This window comes from Streptomyces sp. NBC_00523 (genome assembly GCF_036346615.1).
Lineage (GTDB): Bacteria > Actinomycetota > Actinomycetes > Streptomycetales > Streptomycetaceae > Streptomyces.
In genome coordinates, this window is sequence record NZ_CP107836.1 from 542,677 (window position 1) to 561,742 (window position 19,066).

Here is a 19,066-nt window from a genome sequence, read left to right on the forward strand (position 1 = left end):
CTCGTCAGATCGTTGCGCTCCCCGGCTTCTTCCGCTGGCTCGGCGGCACGGCGAGCTGGATCTGCTCGCGCAGGTCCTCGATCTTCGCGTAGCCCGCGAACTGCCCGGTCAGCCGGTACATCTCGCGCAGCCGGTCCCAGGTCCGGTGGGAGGAGGTCTCCCCCATGGTGACCAGGGCGAGCCGGGCGTAGCGGTCGGCCTGTTCCGGGTCGTCGGCGATGAAGCACGCCGAGGCGAGCGAGATGTAGTCGAAGATCTTGGACCGCTCGCGGCCGTTGACCCGCAGCTCCAGGGCCTGCTTCGCGTGCCGCTGGGCGATGACCGCCGCCGAGGGGTCGTGTTCGGCGAGCGTCCGGAAGGCGAGGGCCTGCATGCCGTGCATGTCGGCCTCGTCGAACATCTGCATCCAGCTGGGCGGGGGCACATCGGCCTTGTCCGAGATGAAGAGCTCCTCGGCCCGGCCCAGGGTGCGCCGCATGGCCTGGCCCCGGCCCATGGACGCCTGCGCCCACGCCTCGATGGTGCAGAGCATCGCCTGGGTGCGCGGCAGAACGGCGTCGCCGGAGCCGGACTTGGCGAGCTTCATCAGGTCGAGCGCGTCGTCGGGACGGCCCAGGTGGACCATCTGGCGGGCCGCGCGGGACAGGGCCTCCCCGGCGCGCGGACGGTCGCCGCCCTCGCGTGCCGCGTGCGCGGCGATGACGAAGTACTTCTGGGCGGTGGGTTCGAGGCCGACGTCGTGCGACATCCACCCCGCCAGGACGGCGAGGTTGGCGGCGACGCCCCACAACCGCTTCTGGAGATGGGCGGGGTGGTGGTACGCGAGCATGCCGCCCACCTCGTTGAGCTGGCCCACCACGGCCTTGCGCTGGAGGCCGCCGCCCCGGGAGGCGTCCCAGGCGCGGAAGACCTCGACGGACCGCTCCAGCGCCTCGATCTCCTCGGAGCCGATGGGGGCGGCCTCGTACCGGTCGAAGCCGGCCTGGTCCGCGTGCAGGGCGTCGCCGGCCCGCGGGGCCTGTGCCGCCAGGGCGGGGTCGGTGTGCAGCCAGTCGTACATGGGGCCGGCGATGGCGGAGCCGGCGGTGAGCACGGCGCCCGCGCTCATCAAGCCGCGTCGGTTGAGCATGAGGTCCATTCCCGTGAATTCGGTGAGGACCGCTGCCGTCCGCTCGGGCGGCCACGGGAGTTGCTCGGGATTGTCCTGCGTCCCGGCCTCTCGCCGCTTCCCCGCACGCCCGCGCCGGCCGAACCCGAGGTCCTCGATGGTCACGACACGACCGAGCCGCTCGGTGAACAGAGCCGCCAGCACCTTCGGCACGGGATCGCGGGGGGACTCCCCCATGTCGATCCAGCGCCTCACGCGCGAGGTGTCGGTGGCCAGTTGCGGATGGCCCATGGCCGCCGCCTTCCGGTTCACCATTCTCGCGAGTTCGCCCTTGGACCAGCCGGCAAGGCCGAACAGGTCCGACAGACGGGTGTTGGGTTCTCCGGTCACGTCAAGCCCCCAGGTTCTCGGCTGTGTTGACAGTAACCCCGTGTCAGATGCCCTGCGACTATTCGCCAGGGTTTCGCCAGGGTGCGCTATGTCGAGAGACACCCGCATCCCGGTGTCAGGTAAGAAAGCGCAACCCCGCCCGGCAGCCCTAGGTACTCCCCAGGGTGCCGAACGGCCGCCGGCCGGGGTGGCGCACGCAACTTGTCGGCGCACGAAGGGATCTGTATCGCCCATGTACACAGCATCGTCCTCCGTGTCCGCCCCGCCCCGGCCGCTGCGTCCCCTCCAGGCGGGCGGCGGACCGTATCTCGACCCGCGCACCACCGTCCCGGCCCCCGGCCTCGGGCGGCCCCGTCGTCCGGGAGGGCCCGGCGCCCCTTCGCTCGGCGGGCGCCTGGACCTCTCGGGCCCCCAGGGCGCCCAGTTGAGGATGGTGATCGCGTCCGTGCACCGGATCTGCCCGGAGTTCAATCCGGTGCAGGTGCTGCGGCGCAGCGGGCGTTCGGTGCTGCTGGTCGGCTCCACGGGGCGGGCGACGGCGGTGGCGAAGTGTTTACTGGACCACTCCCCCGCGTGGTCGGAGCGGTTCCGGCACGAAATAGCGGCATACCGGGCGTTCGTCCGGCACCGCCCGCCGGTCCGGGTGCCCCGGCTCATCGCCGCGGACCCGGAGAACTGCACGCTGGTCATCGAGCGGATGCCGGGCCGGGTGGCGGCCCTGACGCGCCACCCCGCAGAGGCCCCGCCCCGCGCGGACCTGCGTGCCGTGCTCGGGGCGGTCGCCCGGGTGAACGCCTGGCGTCCGCCGGCGGGCCTGTTCGAGGCGCCGCTGGACTACGCGGCGCGGATCAACCGCTACCACGAGCTGGGTCTCTTCACCGACCGGGACCTGGGCGACCTGCAGAAGCTGCTGCACGGGATCGCCCACTCCGGCGGGCGCGGCGCGATGGGGCAGTTCTGCCACGGGGACGCCCTGCTGTCCAACGTCCTGCTGTCGCCCACCGGGCCGGTGCTGGTGGACTGGGAGCACGCGGGCTGGTATCTGCCGGGATACGACCTGGCGACGCTGTGGACCGTACTGGGTGACGCCCCGGTGGCGCGGCGCGAGATCAGCAAGCTGGCGCAGGTCGCCGGTCCGGCGGCGCGCGACGCGTTCCTGGTCAACCTGATGCTCGTCCTCACGCGGGAGATCCGCCGGTACGAGACGGCCGTGCAGCGGGCCATGCGGGAGGCCGGGCCCGCCCGGGCCGCCGTGCAGGACCGGGCAGGCGCGCTCGCCCCGGGCGAGGAGCAGCGGCTGCTGCTGCGCCGGCTGCACGACGACTGCGCGATGGCCCGGAACGCCGTGCGGGCGGCGGTCGGCACGCGCTGACCGGCCGGCCCCACGGGGCGCGCCGCGGGTCCGGTGCCGACACACCGGGCCCGCGGCGCGCTGTTGCGTGCGTACCGGCGCCGGGCCTCAGCGGGCGCGGACGATGTCCACGTCGGACGCCTTGACGAAGGCGACGCGGTGGCCGATCTGGACCGTCACGTACTTCTCCTTGCCCTTGAAGTACGCGTGGTCCAGCGGGAGGGAGGCGTCGATCGTCGGTGCGTAGAAGAAGCCGGTGGGCGCCTCGCCGCCGCCGGGGTAGGACTGGCCGGCCTTGATCGTGTACTGGAGCGGTGTGCCGACCCGCTGGTCCGCGAAGTCCGCCGGGTACTCCGACTTCTCCGGGTAGGCGACCCCGTAGACCGGCACCTCCGCCTTGCCGGCCTTCGGGCGGACGAGGTAGCCGGAGGTGGGAACGGTGGTGTGGGTGAAGGCCGGTGTACGGAACCACGCCTTCTCGCCGTACCACCAGATCGCCGTCCAGCCGGGGGCGCGTCCGGCGACGACGGCCTGCTGGGTGGCGCTGATCTTGCTGCCCCAGTCGGCGGCGCAGTTGGTGCCGGGCGAGCCGTCCGTGTGGATGCCGGGGTCGGAGAAGAGGGGCGCGTCGTCGGAGGGCGCGGTGTGCAGCGGGACGGCGCTGGAGCCCTGGACGGGCAGGTCGACGTTCTTCTCGCAGTCGCGGAACGCCTGCTGGTTCTTCTTGAAGCTCGGGCTGACGGTGACCAGTTGGCTGCCCGGGAGAGCGGTCGGCAGGGTGGGCCTGCCGAGCAGCGTCATGAAGTAGTTCCAGTCCCAGTAGGTTCCCGGGTCCCAGTGCATGTTCTTGGTGCCGGCGGCGCTGGTGGGCGGGACGCCGTCGTGGCCGATGATGTGCTGGCGGTCGAGCGGGATGTCGTACTTGGCGGCGAGGTAGCGCACGAGGGCGGCGGTCGAGCGGTACATCTCGGGGGTGTACCACTGGGCGCCGTCGACGGCGACGCCTTCCTGCTCGATGCCGATGGAGTGGCTGTTGACGTACCAGTTGCCGGCCTGCCAGGCGACGTCCTTGTTCTTGACCATCTGGGTGACGTGGCCGTCGGCGGAGCGTACGACGTAGTGGGCCGAGGTCTGCTTCAGCGGGTTCTGGAAGATCTTCAGCGTGGTGTCGAAGTCCTCCTCGGTGTCGTGCAGCACGATGAACTTGATCTTGTTGGTCTGCGGCCGGTCGGCGGTGTCGTAGTTGCCGTACGTCTCCTTGTCGGCCGGGTCGCCGGTCTGCTGGTAGGCGGCCGGGACCCAGTCGCAGGCGAGACCGCGCGGGCACTCGGGCCGGACCCCGTCGGCGCCGGCCTGGGCGGCCGGGCTGAGCAGCGCGAGGCTCAGTGCCCCGGCGGTGGTGAAGGCGAGTGCGAGCCTGGTCCTCTGCTTGGACGTCATGACAACCCTTCGTAGAGCCGGGTGGAGCCGTTGCGGGCGTGCGCGCACACTCTGTGACCTGAGGTGAAGGGGCGTCAAGAGTGCTGGGAGCGCAGCGCGTTGAGCCACTGGACCAGACCACTGACAGGGCCTGTGACCTGCGAAGGGCGGGAAACGGCGGGGGTGTGGCGATGACCCGTTACCAGGGTTTTACGCGTCCGGACCGGCACGGGTGTCCCTCGAACGGGCGCTCTGCGGTGTGACTAATCGCGGCTGTGCGTGCCCCGAACGGACCAAGGGTAGTGCTGGCGCCGACAGGACCGATGCGCGTGGGACTCACGCGATGGCTCTCGGAAAGGCCGGACGCACATGGCTCAGCCGTTCACCCTGCCGGACTTCTATGTTCCGTATCCGGCGCGTCTCAACCCCCATGTGGAGGAGGCCCGGCAGCACACGAAGGCGTGGGCGCGGACCATGGGGATGCTGGAGGGGTCCGGGATCTGGGAGGAGAAGGACCTCGACGCGCACGACTACGCGCTGCTGTGCGCGTACACCCATCCCGACTGCTCGGCCGAGGCGCTGTCGCTGGTCACCGACTGGTACGTGTGGGTCTTCTTCTTCGACGACCACTTCCTGGAGCTGTTCAAGCGGACCCCGGACCGCGAGGGCGGGAAGCGGTATCTGGACCGGCTGCCCGCGTTCATGCCGATGGAGCGCGGTGCGCCGGTGCCGGAGCCGGAGAACCCGGTGGAGGCGGGGCTCGCGGATCTGTGGGCGCGTACGGTGCCCGCGATGTCGGACGCGTGGCGGTCGCGGTTCGCGGAGTCGACGCGGAACCTCCTCAACGAGTCGCTGTGGGAGCTCGCCAACATCAACGAGGGCCGCATCGCGAACCCCGTCGAGTACATCGAGATGCGCCGCAAGGTGGGCGGCGCTCCCTGGTCGGCCGGTCTCGTGGAGTACGCGGCCGGGGCGGAGGTGCCGGAGGCCGTCGCCGGCGAACGGGCGCTGCGGGTGCTGAGCGACGCGTTCTCGGACGGGGTCCATCTGCGCAACGACCTCTTCTCGTACCAGCGCGAGGTGGAGGACGAGGGCGAGAACAGCAACGGGGTGCTGGTCCTGGAGCGTTTCCTCGGCTGCTCGACCCAGGAGGCGGCCGAGGCGGTGAACGACCTGCTGACGTCCAGGCTCCAGCAGTTCGAGAACACCGCGCTGACGGAGGTGGGCCCGCTCTGCGCGGCCAAGGGTCTGGACGCGGCGCAGACCGCGGCGGTCGGGGCGTATGTGAAGGGGTTGCAGGACTGGCAGTCGGGCGGCCATGAGTGGCACATGCGCTCCAGCCGCTACATGAACGACGGCGGGGCAGGTGAGGCCGAGCCGGGCTTCGGGATGTCCGCCGCGTCGATCCGGTTGACCCGGCGCTCCGAGTCGGCCCGGCTCCGCAGCCACAGCCATGTGCTCTTCCAGCACGTGGGCCCGTCCCTGCTGCCCGACTTCGACCTGCCGTTCGACACCACGCTGAGCCCGCATCTGGAGGGCGCCCGGGAACGGCTGGTGGTCTGGGCGGACCGGATGGGCATCCTGGGGCCGCAGCCCGGGGTGCCGGGTTCACACATCTGGGACGAGGAGCGTTTGCGGGCGATCGACCTGCCGCTGTGCGCGGCCGGGATCCACCCGGACGCGACACCGGACGGGCTCGACCTGTCGTCGGGGTGGCTGGCGTGGGGGACATACGGCGACGACTGGTTCCCGGTGGTGCACGGCCGGACCCGCGATCTGGCGGGGGCCCGGCTGGCCAACGAGCGGCTGTCGCTGTTCATGCCGCTGGACGGGAGCCCGGCGCCGGAGCCGGTCAACGCGCTGGAACGGGGTCTCGGCGACCTCTGGGAGCGTACGGCGGGCCCGATGGACGATGCCGGTCGGCGCGCCTTCCGCACATCCGTGGAGGACATGACGGCGAGCTGGCTGTGGGAGCTGGCGAACCAGGCGCAGCACCGGATTCCCGACCCGGTGGACTACGTCGAGATGCGGCGCATGACGTTCGGCTCGGACCTGACGATGAGCCTGTGCCGGATCGGGCACGGCCGGAAGGTGCCGCAGGAGATCTACGAGAGCGGCCCGCTGCGCTCCCTGGAGAACGCGGCCGCCGACTACGCGGCGCTGCTCAACGACCTGTTCTCGTACCAGAAGGAGATCGAGTACGAGGGTGAGGTGCACAACGGCGTCCTGGTGGTGCAGAACTTCTTCGGGGTGGACTACCCGACGGGTATGTCGATCCTGTACGACCTGATGAAGTCGCGGCTGCGGCAGTTCCTGCATGTCGCCGAGTACGAACTGCCCGTGCTGTACGACGACTTCGGCCTGGACGCGGAGGCGCGGGAGACCCTGGCGGGCTATGTGCAGGAGCTGAAGCACTGGCTCGCGGGCATCCTGATCTGGCACCGGGGCTGCCGGCGCTACCGCGAGGAGGATCTGCGGCGGGGCACCGGCACCCCCTGGCACCTCAACGGGCCCACGGGGCTGGGCACTTCGGCGTCCCAGGTGGCGGCGCTGTTCGGCCGGCTGTCGGAGGTGAAGGTGTAGCTCCTGCCGGCGCACCTCGGTCACCGGGCGGCGCGGCCCGGTGACCGAGGTGTGTGGTCAGCCCTGCTGGAAGAGCTCGGCGGGCAGCGGCTTGAGGAGGGCGTACAGGTCGTCGGTGATGGGCCGGTCCCAGCTCGCGATGGTGACGAGCACACCGTCGCTGCGGTCGAACTGCACACAGGAGATACGGCTCTCGGAGAGCTTCACCCGGCGCACGATCATGAGGTTGTCGCCCTGCATGACCGGCATGTCCTCGGTGCCGGTGACCTCGACCGGCTCGTCGTTCTCCAGCGCCAGCAGCAGCTGGGCCACCTCGAAGGGAACCTGCCCCTCCTCGGTCTCGCGCGCGGGTGAACCCTCCGGCAGGTTGCCGATGATCATCGCGGGGCCGCGCCCGCCGAACAGGTCGTACCGGAGGAACACACCCTGGCAGCTGCCGTCGGGTGCGGGGAGCAGACCGGCGCCGAGGTTGCCGGGCCAGTCACCGGGGTCCATGGCCAGGACGTCGAAGTCGGGGCCCGCGGGTGTGGCGGCGCTGCGGCGGCGGAGGAAGGACATGCACATATGTTACGTGTCCCAGCTCACCTCGCCGAGCCGGGCCCGGACCGGCATATGCCCAGGCCCGGGGGCACACCTCCGTACACCGCACACGTCCCTCGTGTGTACACCTCTCACCCGGTACGCGACTCCGCGGCCAGCCGTTCCAGCACGGTGACGGCCTCGCCCACCCGCTCGTACGGCACGAAGAGGTGGTCGTGGTGAAACCCCGCCACCACGTTGCAGCTGATCCCCGCGTCGGTGAGCGCGAGCGACACCGCGGCGGTCAGCCCGACCGCCTCCAGCGCCGAGTGCACCCGCAGGGTGATCCAGCCGGCGACATAGGTGTACGTCAGCCCGGCCGCCGCGGCCTCGGCCTCGGGGAGCACCAGGGTGAGCCCTTCGCCCTCGCGGACGGTGACGACGGGTGCGACACCACCGGGCAGGGTGCCGTCGGGCACGGTGGCGTAGACGTACCGGCCGGGGTGGGGCTCGGGGCTCAGGTCGCTCAGCAGGACGCGCAGATCGCTTTCGGCTGTCACGGTCACCACGCTACCGACGGGGCGCGGGCGTGAGCCATTCGGGCACGTCCCGCGTCCAACCGGTCACCGTGCGTGGCACCGAGACGGGATCGCCCATAGCTTCGGCTCATGAGGAAACGACACATGACACGCCTCGTGAGCATCGCAGCCGCATCGGCCGCCGGACTGGTCGCGGCGGTGCCGTCCGTACCGGCCGCCGCGGCGGGTGCGCGCGTGGTGTCACCGGGCCAGTCCATCCAGGCGGCGGTGGACGCCGCACGGCCCGGGGACACCATCGTCGTCCGGCCCGGGACCTACCGCGAGAGCGTCCGGATCAGCACGCCGGGCCTGACCCTGCGCGGCTCCGGTGACGACACGGTCATCATGCCCGCGGCCGGCCGCGCCGCCTCCGGTGACGACTGCGCGGGTGCGGGCAACGGGATCTGCGTCCTGGGGACGGCGGACGACACCGTGGACGGGGTGACCGTGAGGTCCCTGCGCGTCACCGGATTCGCCCGCAGCGGCCTGTGGGCGTCCTGGACGGACCGGCTGTCCGTCCGCTCGGTGACCGCCGACACCAACGGTGTCTGGGGCATCGCCCAGCAGCGGTCCACCCGCTCCGACCTCCGGGACAGCACCGCCCGCTCCAACGGGGACGCGGGCATCTTCGTCGCCAACAGCGTCGACGAGGAGGGCGGCGCCACCGACACCGGCGGCACCCGGGTCCGGGGCAACACCCTGACCGACAACCGGATCGGGTTCACCGCGCGGCGGGTGCGCAACCTGTCGGTGCGCGGCAACACCTTCACCGCGAACTGCAGCGGGGTGTTCGTCGTGGGCGACGAGGGCACCCCGCAGGCCGGCGCCATGTCGGTCCGCTCCAACCGGATCACCGGCAACAACAAGTTCTGCGCCGCCACCGACCGGCTGCCCGCGATCCAGGGTTCCGGGATCGTGCTGACCGGCACCGAGTCCACCGAGGTGCGGAACAACGAGATCCGCGACAACGTGGGCGCGACCCCGCTGTCGGGCGGCGTCGTGCTGTTCAAGAGCTTCGTGGGCGCCAAGAACACCGACAACACCGTCACCGGCAACGTCGTCCTCGGCAATCAGCCCGCGGACCTGGCGAACCGGGACACCGGCACGGGCAACCGGTTCACCGGCAATGTCTGCACGACCTCCGCACCGGCCGGGATGTGCTGACCGGTGACCCCCCGCACGAGGAGAAGCGAGACGGCATGACCACCGTGAGCACCACCCCCGGCACCACCCCCGTCCAGCCCCTTCCCACCCCGCAGCCGGCGATGCGGCTGCGCGAGCTCGTGTTCGGCGCGGCCCGCTCCGCCGCCGTGCGCGCCGTCGCCCGGCTGGGTGTCGCCGACGCGCTCGGCGACACCCCTCAGAGCGCGGAGCGGCTCGCCGAGGCGGTGGGGACCGAGCCAGGGCCGCTGCGGCGGCTGCTGCGGGCCCTGGCCTGCTACGGCGTCTTCTCGGAGAACGCCGACGGCACCTTCGCGCACACCGACATGTCCCGGCTGCTGCGGGAGGACGCCCCGGACAGCCTGCGGGCGATCTCGCTCTGGTGCACCGAGCCCTGGACCTGGGAGGTGTGGCCCCGCCTGGAGGACGCGGTGCGCTCCGGCGGCAACGTCTTCGAGGACGTGTTCGGCAAGGAGTTCTTCGACTACCTCCACCAGGACGCCCACGAGTCGGCGCAGGTGTTCAACGCGGCGATGACCACCTCCAGCGTGCAGTCGGCGCTGGACGTCGCCGCCCTGCTCGACCTCACCGGTGTCGCGTCGGTGGCCGACATCGGCGGCGGCCAGGGGCACGTGCTGGCGAGCCTGCTGGAGAAGCACCCGTCGGTGAGCGGCACCCTGATGGACCTGCCGGGGGTCATCGCCCGGGCCGACGAGCGGCTGCGGGACGGCGGCGCGCTGGCCGGGCGGGCGTCCATCGTGGCCGGGGACTGCCGGGAGGGCATCCCGGTCACCGCCGACCTCTACATCATCAAGAACATCCTGGAGTGGGACGACGAGTCCACCCGCCGGGCGCTCGCCGCCGTCGTCCGGGCGGCCCGTCCCGGTGCCCGGGTCGTCGTCATCGAGAACCTGGTGGACGACACCCCGTCCATGCGGTTCACGACCGCCATGGACCTGCTGCTGCTCCTGAACGTGGGCGGCGCCAAGCACACCCGGCAGAGCCTGGTGGACCGGCTCTCCGAGGCGGGGCTGCGGATCGACGGCGTCCGGCCGGTCAACCCGTATCTGCACGCCTTCGAGTGCGTGGTGCCCGGCTGACCCTCCGGGCGTACGCGAAACCGCCCCGGTCCCCGTAGCAGAACGGGGACCGGGGCGGTTGGCGTCCCGCCTACGCGGGGGCGCCGCGCTCCCAGCGGTAGAACTCCTGGGCCATCGCGTCCTTCGGCCCGCGCCAGGTCTCGGGGTCGTACGGACTGATGAAGGCGGTCAGCCGTTCACTGATGGCCCGGAACTCCGGGTGCTCGGTCACCTTGGCGATCTCCGGGCCGGGCGGCTGCTCGGACTCGATCATGTGCAGGTAGACGTCGCCGAACTGGAAGAGCTTGCGGCGGGTGACGCCGACCAGGTGCGGCAGTTCGCTGTTGTCGGACGCGGCGAACAGTTCCGCGATGTCCGGGGCGGATCCCGGCGCCATCCGGGCGACGATCAGTGCGTGGTGCATGGGTGGTGCCTCTCTGCCGGTCAGTTGGCCGGGACGGCGGCGGAGCGGCGCTCGCGGTCGCGCTGCTCGATCTTGTCCCGGATCAGCGCCATCTGGACCTTGGAGTTCCGGTTGATGTTGTCGGTCATCCAGGCGTCGTCCACCGGCGCGTCGGGGCGCATCGCGAAGTCCTGCTGCCAGTGCATGCGGGTGCCGCCTGCGACCTCCGCGTACTCCCACCGGATGTCCATGTGCTGGAACGGCCCGGGCTCGACGCGGCGGGCCCGGACGTTGCGGCCCGGACGGTCGGTGGTGCGCTCGGAGACCCAGCTCCACACCTTGCCGTTCTCGTCGGGGTGCATGGTCAGGCGGAAGGTGGTGCGCTCGCCGTCCCGTTCCAGGACCTCGACGGCCGCGTACTCGCTGAAGAGCTGCGGCCAGTTCTCCAGGTCGTTCGTCATGTCCCAGACGAGGTCCAGGGGGGCGGCGATGACGATCTCGTTCTCGGTGTGTCCGGACACGTCAGGCTCCTGTCATGAGGCTGTTGTTGACGAGGTCGAGGAACTCGCGGGGCGTCTTGCACCGGTCCGCGTCGGCCGGCAGCGGCTGCCCGTGCCGGTTCTCGAGGACGCCGACGATGCCGAGCAGGCCGAGGGAGTCGAGGCCGTACTCGTCGAAGGCGGCGTCGGAGCGGTTCTCCATCTCCTTGGGGTCGACGGAGAGGCCGGCGCCCTTCTTCATGAGGGCGGCGAGTTCTGCGTACGTCAGTCGTTCGGTCATGAGGGACTTCTCCTTCTCACGAGGGGTGGAGGCGCGGGGTGGACGGGCTCACGCGGGGCGCCGGAGCACCAGGGCCGCGTTCGAGCCCATGAGGCCGCGGCTGAGCACCAGCGCGGTGCGCAGTTCGGCGGGGCGGGCCCGCTCGGTGACGACGTCGAGGTCGTGGCAGACCTCGAAGACGTTGGGCGTGGGCGGGACGAGGCCGTTCTCCATGGCCAGGACGGCCGCCGCCGCGTCCAGCACCGGACCCCCGCAGTAGGCCCGGCCGATGCCGGTCTTGGGGGCGGTCACCGGGACGCGCCGGCTGTGCGGGCCGAGTGCGTCGGCCAGCGCCAGCGCCTCGGCCCGGTCGGCGGCCGGCGAGCCGAGCGCGTCCGCGAAGACGACGTCGACCTCGTCGGGGGCGCAGCCGGCTTCCCGCAGGGCGCCCTCGATGGCGTGGGCGAGGCCCTCCCGGGACTCCTCCCAGTGGGCGGCCGTGGTGAAGGTCGCGGCGTGGCCCGCGATCTCCGCCCGGACCCGGGCACCGCGTTCGCGGGCCGACTCCTCCTCCTCGACCACGAACATCGCGCCGCCCTCGGCGGGCACGAAGCCGCAGGCGTCCGAGGTGAAGGGGCGGTAGGCGCGCGTCGGGTCCTCGGCCGCGCTCAGGTCGCGGTAGCCGAGCTGGCAGACCACGGAGTACGGCGCGAGCGGGGCCTCCGCGGCGCCGACCACGACCGCGTCGGTGCCGCGCCGCACGGAGCGGTCGGCGTGCGCGAGCGCGTCGAGGCCGCCCGCCTCGTCGCTGGCCATCACCGCGCACGGGCCCTTGAAGCCGCCGCGGATGGAGATCTGGCCGGTACTCGCCGCGTAGAACCAGGCGATCGACTGGTAGGGGCCGACGTACGTGGAGCCCTGGCCCCACAGCTGCTGCAGTTCGCGCTGGCCGAACTCGCCGCCGCCGGAACCGGCCGCGGTGACCACGCCGACGCCGAACGGCCGGTCCTCGTAGTCGGCGCGGCCGAGCCGGGCGTCGTCCAGCGCCATGTCGGCGGCGGCCATCGCGAAGTGCGTGAACCGGTCGGTCTGGACGAGGTAGCGCTCCTCGATGAGCGCGACCGGGTCGAAGCCGCGGACCTCGCCGGCGATGTGCAGCGGCAGGTCCTCGCACCCTTCGCGGGTGACCTTGTCCAGGACGCTCATGCCTTCCTGGGTGCGCTTCCAGAAGGCTTCGGTGCTGGTGCCGTTGGGGGCGACGACGCCGATGCCGGTGACAACGGTGCGCCGGGCCTTGGGGGTGGTCATCAGGTCCTCCCTCGGGTCAGGGCCACCGCGGACTGGAAGCCGCCGAAGCCGCTGCCGACCGAGAGGACGCTGCGCAGCTTCAGGGGGCGGGCGGTGCGCGGCACGTAGTCGAGGTCGCACTCCGGGTCCGGGGACTCGTAGTTGGCCGTCGGCGGCACCGTCTGGTTGACCAGGGCCAGGACGCAGGCGGCGATCTCGATCGCCCCGATCGCGCCGAGGGAGTGGCCCACCATCGACTTGATGGAGCTCATCGGCACCTTGTGGGCGTGCGCGCCGAGGGCCCGTTTGACGGCGGCGGTCTCGTGCCGGTCGTTCTGCTTGGTGCCGGAGCCGTGCGCGTTGACGTAGTCGATGTCCTGCGGGGAGATCCGGCCGTGGCCGAGCGCCCGGTTGATGGCCTCGGCCATCTCCAGGCCCTCGGGGGTGAGCCCGGTCATGTGGTACGCGTTGCCGAAGGTCGCGTAGCCGGCGATCTCGCAGTACACCGTCGCCCCGCGGGCCCGGGCGTGTTCCAGTTCCTCCAGGACGAGTACGGCTCCGCCCTCGCCCATGACGAAGCCGTCGCGGCGTGCGTCGAAGGGGCGGGAGGCGTGCTCCGCGTCGTCGTTGTTGGGGGAGGTCGCCTTGATCGCGTCGAAGCAGGCCACGGTGATCGGGGTGATCGGCGAGTCCGACGCACCGGCTATGCAGACGTCGACCCGGCCCTCCTCGATGGAGTGGAAGGCGTAGCCGATGGCGTCCAGGCCCGAGGTGCAACCGGTGGAGACGGTCTGCACGGGGCCGTGGGCGCCGACCTGTTCGGCGACGGCGGAGGCCAGCGAGCTGGGCGAGAAGGCGCGTTCCAGATGGGCGCCGGCCCGGCGGTGGTCCACGTCCCAGCGCGCGCCCTTCTCGCTGACGGCGACGTAGTCGTGCTCCAGCCGGGTGGTGCCGCCGACCGCGGTGCCGAGGGAGACGCCCATCCGCCAGGGGTCGGTGCGCTCCGGGTCCAGCCCGGCGTCGGCCAGCGCCTCGCGGGCGGCGACCATGGCGAACTGCACATAGCGGTCCGCGCGGGCGATGTCCTCGTCGTCCAGTCCGTGGGCGGCCGGGTCGAAGTCGCACTCGGCGGCGATCCGGGAGCGGAAGCCCGCCGGGTCGAAGAGGGTGATGCCCCGGGTCGCGGTGCGGCCGTTGGAGAGCAGGTCCCAGAAGGCCGGGGCCCCGATGCCGCCGGGGGCGACGACGCCGACCCCGGTGACCGCCACGCGCCGGGTCATGACGCGGCCTCGGTTCGTTCTGGCGGGGCACCCCGCTCGGCGGTCTCGGTCACCTCGGTGTCGACGTGGCCGAGTTCGGGGCGGGGGGCGAGCGGGCCGAGGTGGAAGACCATGCGGGCCTCGGTGTCGCCGACGTTGCGGAAGCGGTGGCGGACGTGCGGGGGGATCAGCAGGCCCTGGTCGGGGCGCATGGTGTGCGTCTCCCCGTCCAGGTCGACCTCCAGGTGCCCCTGCACGACGTACACGAACTCCTCGGAGTACGGGTGGTAGTGCTCGCCGATGCGGTCGCCGGGGTCCACGAGGGCGAGGCCCATGAAGCCGCTGGTGGCGCCCACCGCGGTGGGGGTGAGCAGGGCGCGCAGGTCGCCTCCGCGCCTGGTGTTGGGCTGGGTCTCACTGAGGTCCACGATGCGTGGCCGGTGGGTGGTCATCTCTGCTTCTCCTCCTGGGCGCAGGGCGCGTGGGGTGACGGGTCGGGCGAGGGCCCGGGTGCCGGAGCGCGGTTCAGGACTCCGCGGCGCGCCGGTCGGTGATCAGCCGCATCTCGGACCGGGCGAGGAAGCGCGCGGCGTCCTCGTCGGTGGCGGGGACGGCGTTCGCCTCGCCGTCGAGGAGGCGGGCCAGGCGGGCCGCCTTGCCGGGGCCGTGGATGCCGAGGGCCTGGGCGGGCTGCGCGTCGAGCGGGCCGTCCGCTTCCAGGAGGCGTACGACGACGTCGTCGCGCTGGAAGATGGTGCTGCTGTCGATGGGGCTGCCGGTGTCGTCGGCGGCCTCCTCGTCGTGGCCGGCCAGGAGGCGGGCCAGGGCCATGCCGCAGCCCTCCTTCGCCTGGTAGAACACGGCGTGCCGGCGCAGGCTCTCGGGGGCGTGGCGGCCGGCCGAGACGTGGTGCACGGTGGGCAGCGCCGCGCGGGTGAAGAACATCCGGGCGGAGTCGGGGTCGGCGAGGTCCCGGTCCTGTTCGAGGTAGGGGTTGATGGCCTCCTCGACGGCGCGGATCTCGGGCTGGCGGGAGACGTGCCGCAGCGCGGCCATCAGGTCGCCCTCGACCTCGACGGCGCGCACGACGCGGTTGCCGTGCATGAAGAGCGAGGTGCGGCGCAGCCGGGTGTGGTCGTCCACGCGGGAGCGGGGCGACTCGTAGTCGGCGAGGAGCTTGGCGACGATGTCCTCGGTGCCGGGCTTCACGGTGAAGGTGAGCGCGTGGCGCACGACGCCGTCACCGAGGCGCGGCGAGGTCTGGAGGCTGCCCTTGACCGGGTCGGGGACGGCCTCGAAGCCCTTGCCGGTCTCGCGCAGCACGCTGAACCGCAGCGACCTGGTGTCGCGTACGCAGCTGTGCAGGGGCTGCACGGTGGCCACGTGCTCCTCGCTGTTCACCCAGGCGAGGAAGGGCGGGGCGCTCTCCCACTCGCTGGTGATCAGCCACTGCGAGGGGTTCTCGATGGACTGGCACAGCTGGTCGCTGATGTGGCCCGGGATGGACGCGACCTGGTTGCGCATGTGCTCGTACGCCTCCAGGAACTGCTTCTGGGCGCCGTCGTGCAGGTCCAGCAGCAGCACGACGCGCAGCCGGGATCCGTCGAAGGCGGACTGTGAGATCCGTTCCGAGAGGGTGGTGGTCATCTGGCGAACTCCTTCGACGGTGGGAGGCAGGAATGCGGGAGACCCGGCCGTCTCCGTGACCGATCGTGAAACGCTGGTCCGCCCGACGCGAGATTTATGAACCGTTCAGGTGAGCAGGCGTCCGAAGGGCTCCGACCGGCTCCGGCCCGGGCATGGAACAGAGCATCTGTACGGCGTCGGAGCTGGAGCAACTGATGAACGAGAACGTCGACCTCCATGTACCGGTCCTCATCGTGGGCGGTTCGCTGGTGGGTCTGTCCGCGTCCCTTTTCCTCGGCCGGCTCGGCGTCGAGCACCTGCTGGTCGAGAAGCACGCCGCCACGTCGACGCATCCGCGTGGCCGCGGCAACAACGTCCGCACGATGGAGGTGTTCCGCCGTGCGGGTGTCGAGCAGGAGATCCGGGCGGCCGCCTCGGTGCTGGCGGACAACCACGGCATCCTCCAGGCGGGCTCGCTGACCGGCGAGGACCAGGAGTGGCTGTTCAAGGAGATCGACCCGGGCGGGGCGCTGGCCCGGTTCAGCCCGACGGGCTGGTGCCTGTGCAGCCAGAACGACCTGGAGCCGGTCCTGCTGGAGCGGGCCCGGGAGCAGGGCGGTGACCTGCGCTTCTCCACGGAGATGATGTCGTTCGACCCGGATGCCTCGGGGGTGACGGCGACCCTGAAGAACCGCGAGACCGGTGAGCACACGACGGTGCGGGCGGACTACCTGATCGCGGCGGACGGGCCGCGCAGCCCGGTCCGTGAGCAGCTGCGCATCGGCCAGTCGGGGACCGGCGACCTGTTCCACAACGTGAGCGTCACCTTCCGTTCGCGCGGGCTGGCGGAGGTGCTGGGCGACCGGCGCTTCATCGTGTGCTACCTGACGAACCCGGAGGCGGAGGGCGCGCTGCTGCCGGTGGACAACGAGAGCGAGTGGGTGTTCCACGCGCCGTGGCAGCCGGAGCGGGGCGAGACGCTGGAGGACTTCACGGACGAGCGGTGCGCCCGCCACATCCGTACCGCCGTCGGCGCGCCCGACATCGACGTGGAGATCACCGGCAAGGCACCGTGGCACGCGGCGGAGCGGGTGGCCGAACGGTATGCGCGGGGGCGGGTGTTCCTGGCGGGTGACTCGGCGCACGAGATGTCGCCGACCGGCGCCTTCGGCTCGAACACCGGCATCCAGGACGCGCACAACCTGGCGTGGAAGCTGGCCGCGGTGCTGCGGGGCGAGGCGGGCCGGGGGCTGCTGGAGACGTACGGGCAGGAGCGGCTGCCGGTGGCCCGGGCGACCAGTGAGCGCGCGTCGGCGCGGTCCGAGGAGCACAGCCACCCCGGCTACGCTCCCCCGCCCTCGGTGGGCGGCGGGAAGCGGGGCGGGATGCTGAACGTGGCGCTGGGCTACCGGTACACGGCGGGCGCGGTGCTCGGTGTGGCGCCGGACGCGCCGGTGGTCCCGGAGGGGATGCGGCTGACGGGCGAGCCGGGCAGCCGGGCGCCCCACCTCTGGGTGCGCCGGGCCGGGGAGCGGATCTCGACCCTGGACCTGTACGAGCGCGCGTTCGTGCTGCTGGCGGACGGGGCGGACACGGTGTGGCGGCGGGCCGCGGCCCGGGTGGCCGACCGGCTGGGGGTGCGGCTCGACGCGTTCGGCATCGGTGCGGGCGCCGAGCTGGAGCCGGAGGACGGGGCGGACTGGGCCGAGGCGCACGGGACGGGCCGGAAGGGCGCGGTCCTGGTGCGCCCCGACGGCTTCGTCGCCTGGCGTACGGAGTCGGGCTCCGAGGACGCCGAGGCGACGCTGCACGACGTCCTGGTGGCGCTCCTGCACCGTGACTGACGTGGTGTCAGCTAGGTGATCAGATGCCGAACGACCGGAGGGCGGTGAGGAATTCCTCCGGTCGTTCGGTGTGTACGAGATGGCCCGCGTCGATGGTGACGAACTCCGCGCCGGGGATGGCGCGGGCCGTCCGGGCCAGGTCCTCCTGGGCGATCTGGCTCCGCGGGCCTCCGCCGACGACGAGGGTGGGGGCGGTGATCTCACCGAGGAGTTCGCGGCCTGCCGGGTCCGGGTCGTTCAGCTGGGCGTCGATGGCGGGCACGAGCGGCCAGTCGAAGTCCAGCTCCTCGTCAGGCCGTTGGGGCACGGGGCGGGGCGGGTCGAGTGGGATGAGCGGGGGCGCCTCCTCAAGTACGAGGCGGCCGATCAGCCCGGGGTGGCGCTCGGCGAGCAGACAGGCGGCGGCTCCGCCCATGGAGTGCCCGACGACGGTGGCGCCGGCGAGGTTGCGGGCCTCCAGGAAGCCGTGCAGGTCGTCGCGGAACAGCTCGAAGCTGTAGCGGCCGGGCCAGTCGCTGAGCCCGTGGCCCCGGAAGTCGAAGGCGTACACCCGGTGGGTGGCGGCGAGCCGGGCGGCGATGACGGCCCAGTCGCCGCTGTTGCCGCAGCGGCCGTGGGCCAGGACGACCGGCGGTGCGGCCGGGTCGCCCCACACCCGGTACGCGAGCCGCGTCCCGCCCGCCCGGACGCTGTGCACCTCCGGATCGAGGAACGCCTCGACGGTGCGGGCGAACGCCCCCGCGTCGTCGATCCACGGGAAGTGCGCGGCGCCGCGCTGCACGGCGAACTCGGCGTGCGGGAAGAGTGCGGCCAGTTCGGCGGCCCGGTCGGGGGTCAGGATGCTGTCGTACTCACCGGCCAGCACGAGGACCGGTGCCTCCAGCGTGCGCAGGGCGGGGACCGTCGCGGCCGGGTCGAAGGCACCTTCACCGGCGTACCGGGCGGCGGCCTCGGCGTTGATCTGCGCGGGTGAGGCGGCGGCGTGCTCCCGGGCGGCGGCGTCCCAGCGCCCGTACAGGAACGGCCTTGTCCTGGCGCGGAGTTCGCCGGTCATCCGGCCCGCCCAGATCTCTTCCAGAGCGGCGAGCGCGTCCTCGTACCAGGGTTCCGAGGCGCGCAGGGCGGCCACCTCGCGGGTGTCGCCCACGGCGGCGGGGAGGCCGGCGGCCTGCGTGGTGGGGGTGACGAGGACCAGGTTGCGCAGTCGGCGCGGATGGCGGGCGGCGTAGAGCGCGGCGAGTTCGCCGGCCGCGGAGTGGGCGAGGAGGTCGACGCGTTCGAGGCCGAGGTGGGCGCGCAGGGCCTCGACGTCCTCGGTCTGCTGGTCGCAGCGGTAGGTGGCGGGGTCGTCGGGGGCGGCGGAGTCGCCGGTGCCCCGGAGGTCGAGGAGGACCAGTTGCCGCCGGTCCGCGAGCCCGCCGAGGGTGCCGAGGTAAGCGCTCGCCCGCATGGGACCGCCGGGCAGGCAGATCAGCGGTGTCCCCTCCCCCACGAGGTGATAGGCGAGCTCGGTTCCGTCGTACGAGTGGAAGGTCGGCATGCCCCCATACAAACAGGGCCGTCCGGGTGACGCAGCCGTGTTCGGTACGGGCGTAGCCGGGTCGGAGGGCGATGTGCGTCACGCCTCTTGCCAGGCGGTGCAAGATCCTGAATTACTGCTCCGGAGGGAAACGACCGAATGATCGGTCGTCCGCACCACG

General features: G+C 72.1%; 17 protein-coding genes. 5 read left to right on the plus strand and 12 right to left on the minus strand.

Features of this window, described 5'->3' with window-relative positions:
- Positions 1–4 precede the first annotated feature (4 nt).
- On the minus strand, positions 5–1,498 hold the full coding sequence (locus OHS17_RS02610; RefSeq protein ID WP_330310860.1) for a DNA-binding protein NsdB: 1,494 nt from the start codon (positions 1,496–1,498) through the stop codon (positions 5–7).
- Between the two features lie 232 nt (positions 1,499–1,730).
- Between OHS17_RS02610 and OHS17_RS02615 the strand changes: the two genes are divergently transcribed.
- Positions 1,731–2,870: an aminoglycoside phosphotransferase family protein gene (locus OHS17_RS02615; RefSeq protein ID WP_330310861.1), complete on the plus strand. Its 1,140-nt coding sequence runs from the start codon at positions 1,731–1,733 to the stop codon at positions 2,868–2,870.
- An 87-nt stretch (positions 2,871–2,957) separates the two neighbouring features.
- Here the strand turns inward: OHS17_RS02615 and OHS17_RS02620 are convergent, their stop codons facing one another.
- Positions 2,958–4,289, minus strand: coding sequence for an N-acetylmuramoyl-L-alanine amidase (locus OHS17_RS02620; RefSeq protein ID WP_330310862.1), 1,332 nt, complete (start codon positions 4,287–4,289; stop codon positions 2,958–2,960).
- A 348-nt stretch (positions 4,290–4,637) separates the two neighbouring features.
- On the opposite strand from OHS17_RS02620, the gene OHS17_RS02625 reads away from it, so the two are divergent.
- A complete protein-coding gene (locus OHS17_RS02625; RefSeq protein WP_330310863.1) occupies positions 4,638–6,851 on the plus strand; it encodes a terpene synthase family protein in 2,214 nt (737 codons plus the stop codon).
- Positions 6,852–6,908: 57 nt separating this feature from the next.
- Here OHS17_RS02625 and OHS17_RS02630 read toward each other — a convergent pair whose 3' ends face one another.
- A complete protein-coding gene (locus OHS17_RS02630) occupies positions 6,909–7,409 on the minus strand; it encodes a hypothetical protein (protein ID WP_026171499.1) in 501 nt (166 codons plus the stop codon).
- A gap of 113 nt (positions 7,410–7,522) precedes the next feature.
- Complete coding sequence (locus OHS17_RS02635) at positions 7,523–7,930, minus strand: ACT domain-containing protein (RefSeq protein ID WP_330310864.1); 408 nt, start codon at positions 7,928–7,930, stop codon at positions 7,523–7,525.
- A 123-nt stretch (positions 7,931–8,053) separates the two neighbouring features.
- Between OHS17_RS02635 and OHS17_RS02640 the strand changes: the two genes are divergently transcribed.
- Both OHS17_RS02640 and OHS17_RS02645 read left to right on the plus strand, forming a co-directional pair.
- Positions 8,054–9,112, plus strand: coding sequence for a right-handed parallel beta-helix repeat-containing protein (locus tag OHS17_RS02640; RefSeq protein ID WP_330310865.1), 1,059 nt, complete (start codon positions 8,054–8,056; stop codon positions 9,110–9,112).
- A gap of 35 nt (positions 9,113–9,147) precedes the next feature.
- Entirely contained in the window at positions 9,148–10,209 is a 1,062-nt protein-coding gene (locus OHS17_RS02645; protein WP_330310866.1) for a methyltransferase, read from the plus strand.
- Positions 10,210–10,279: 70 nt separating this feature from the next.
- Here OHS17_RS02645 and OHS17_RS02650 read toward each other — a convergent pair whose 3' ends face one another.
- The 7 genes from OHS17_RS02650 to OHS17_RS02680 form a co-directional block, all read right to left on the minus strand.
- Positions 10,280–10,612, minus strand: a complete 333-nt coding sequence (locus OHS17_RS02650; RefSeq protein WP_018102928.1) for a TcmI family type II polyketide cyclase — start codon at positions 10,610–10,612, stop codon at positions 10,280–10,282.
- 20 nt (positions 10,613–10,632) lie between these two features.
- Complete coding sequence (locus OHS17_RS02655) at positions 10,633–11,112, minus strand: SRPBCC family protein (RefSeq protein WP_330310867.1); 480 nt, start codon at positions 11,110–11,112, stop codon at positions 10,633–10,635.
- 1 nt (position 11,113) lies between these two features.
- Positions 11,114–11,371: an acyl carrier protein gene (locus OHS17_RS02660; RefSeq protein WP_018102926.1), complete on the minus strand. Its 258-nt coding sequence runs from the start codon at positions 11,369–11,371 to the stop codon at positions 11,114–11,116.
- Positions 11,372–11,419: 48 nt separating this feature from the next.
- On the minus strand, positions 11,420–12,658 hold the full coding sequence (locus OHS17_RS02665) for a beta-ketoacyl synthase N-terminal-like domain-containing protein (RefSeq protein ID WP_330310868.1): 1,239 nt from the start codon (positions 12,656–12,658) through the stop codon (positions 11,420–11,422).
- Complete coding sequence (locus OHS17_RS02670; protein WP_330310869.1) at positions 12,658–13,917, minus strand: beta-ketoacyl-[acyl-carrier-protein] synthase family protein; 1,260 nt, start codon at positions 13,915–13,917, stop codon at positions 12,658–12,660. Before OHS17_RS02670 ends, OHS17_RS02665 begins: the two co-directional genes overlap by 1 nt.
- A complete protein-coding gene (locus tag OHS17_RS02675; protein WP_018102923.1) occupies positions 13,914–14,348 on the minus strand; it encodes a cupin domain-containing protein in 435 nt (144 codons plus the stop codon). The genes OHS17_RS02670 and OHS17_RS02675 overlap by 4 nt, the downstream gene beginning before the upstream one ends.
- A 73-nt stretch (positions 14,349–14,421) precedes the next feature.
- Positions 14,422–15,543 (minus strand): SchA/CurD-like domain-containing protein, encoded by a 1,122-nt coding sequence (locus OHS17_RS02680; RefSeq protein ID WP_164629619.1) that lies wholly within the window; start codon positions 15,541–15,543, stop codon positions 14,422–14,424.
- A gap of 194 nt (positions 15,544–15,737) precedes the next feature.
- Between OHS17_RS02680 and OHS17_RS02685 the strand changes: the two genes are divergently transcribed.
- Positions 15,738–17,366 (plus strand): FAD-dependent oxidoreductase, encoded by a 1,629-nt coding sequence (locus OHS17_RS02685; protein ID WP_330310870.1) that lies wholly within the window; start codon positions 15,738–15,740, stop codon positions 17,364–17,366.
- A gap of 19 nt (positions 17,367–17,385) precedes the next feature.
- Here OHS17_RS02685 and OHS17_RS02690 read toward each other — a convergent pair whose 3' ends face one another.
- The gene (locus OHS17_RS02690; protein ID WP_330310871.1) at positions 17,386–18,906 is read right to left on the minus strand and encodes an alpha/beta fold hydrolase; all 1,521 of its coding nucleotides are present in this window, start codon (positions 18,904–18,906) and stop codon (positions 17,386–17,388) included.
- Between the last annotated feature and the right edge of the window lie 160 nt (positions 18,907–19,066).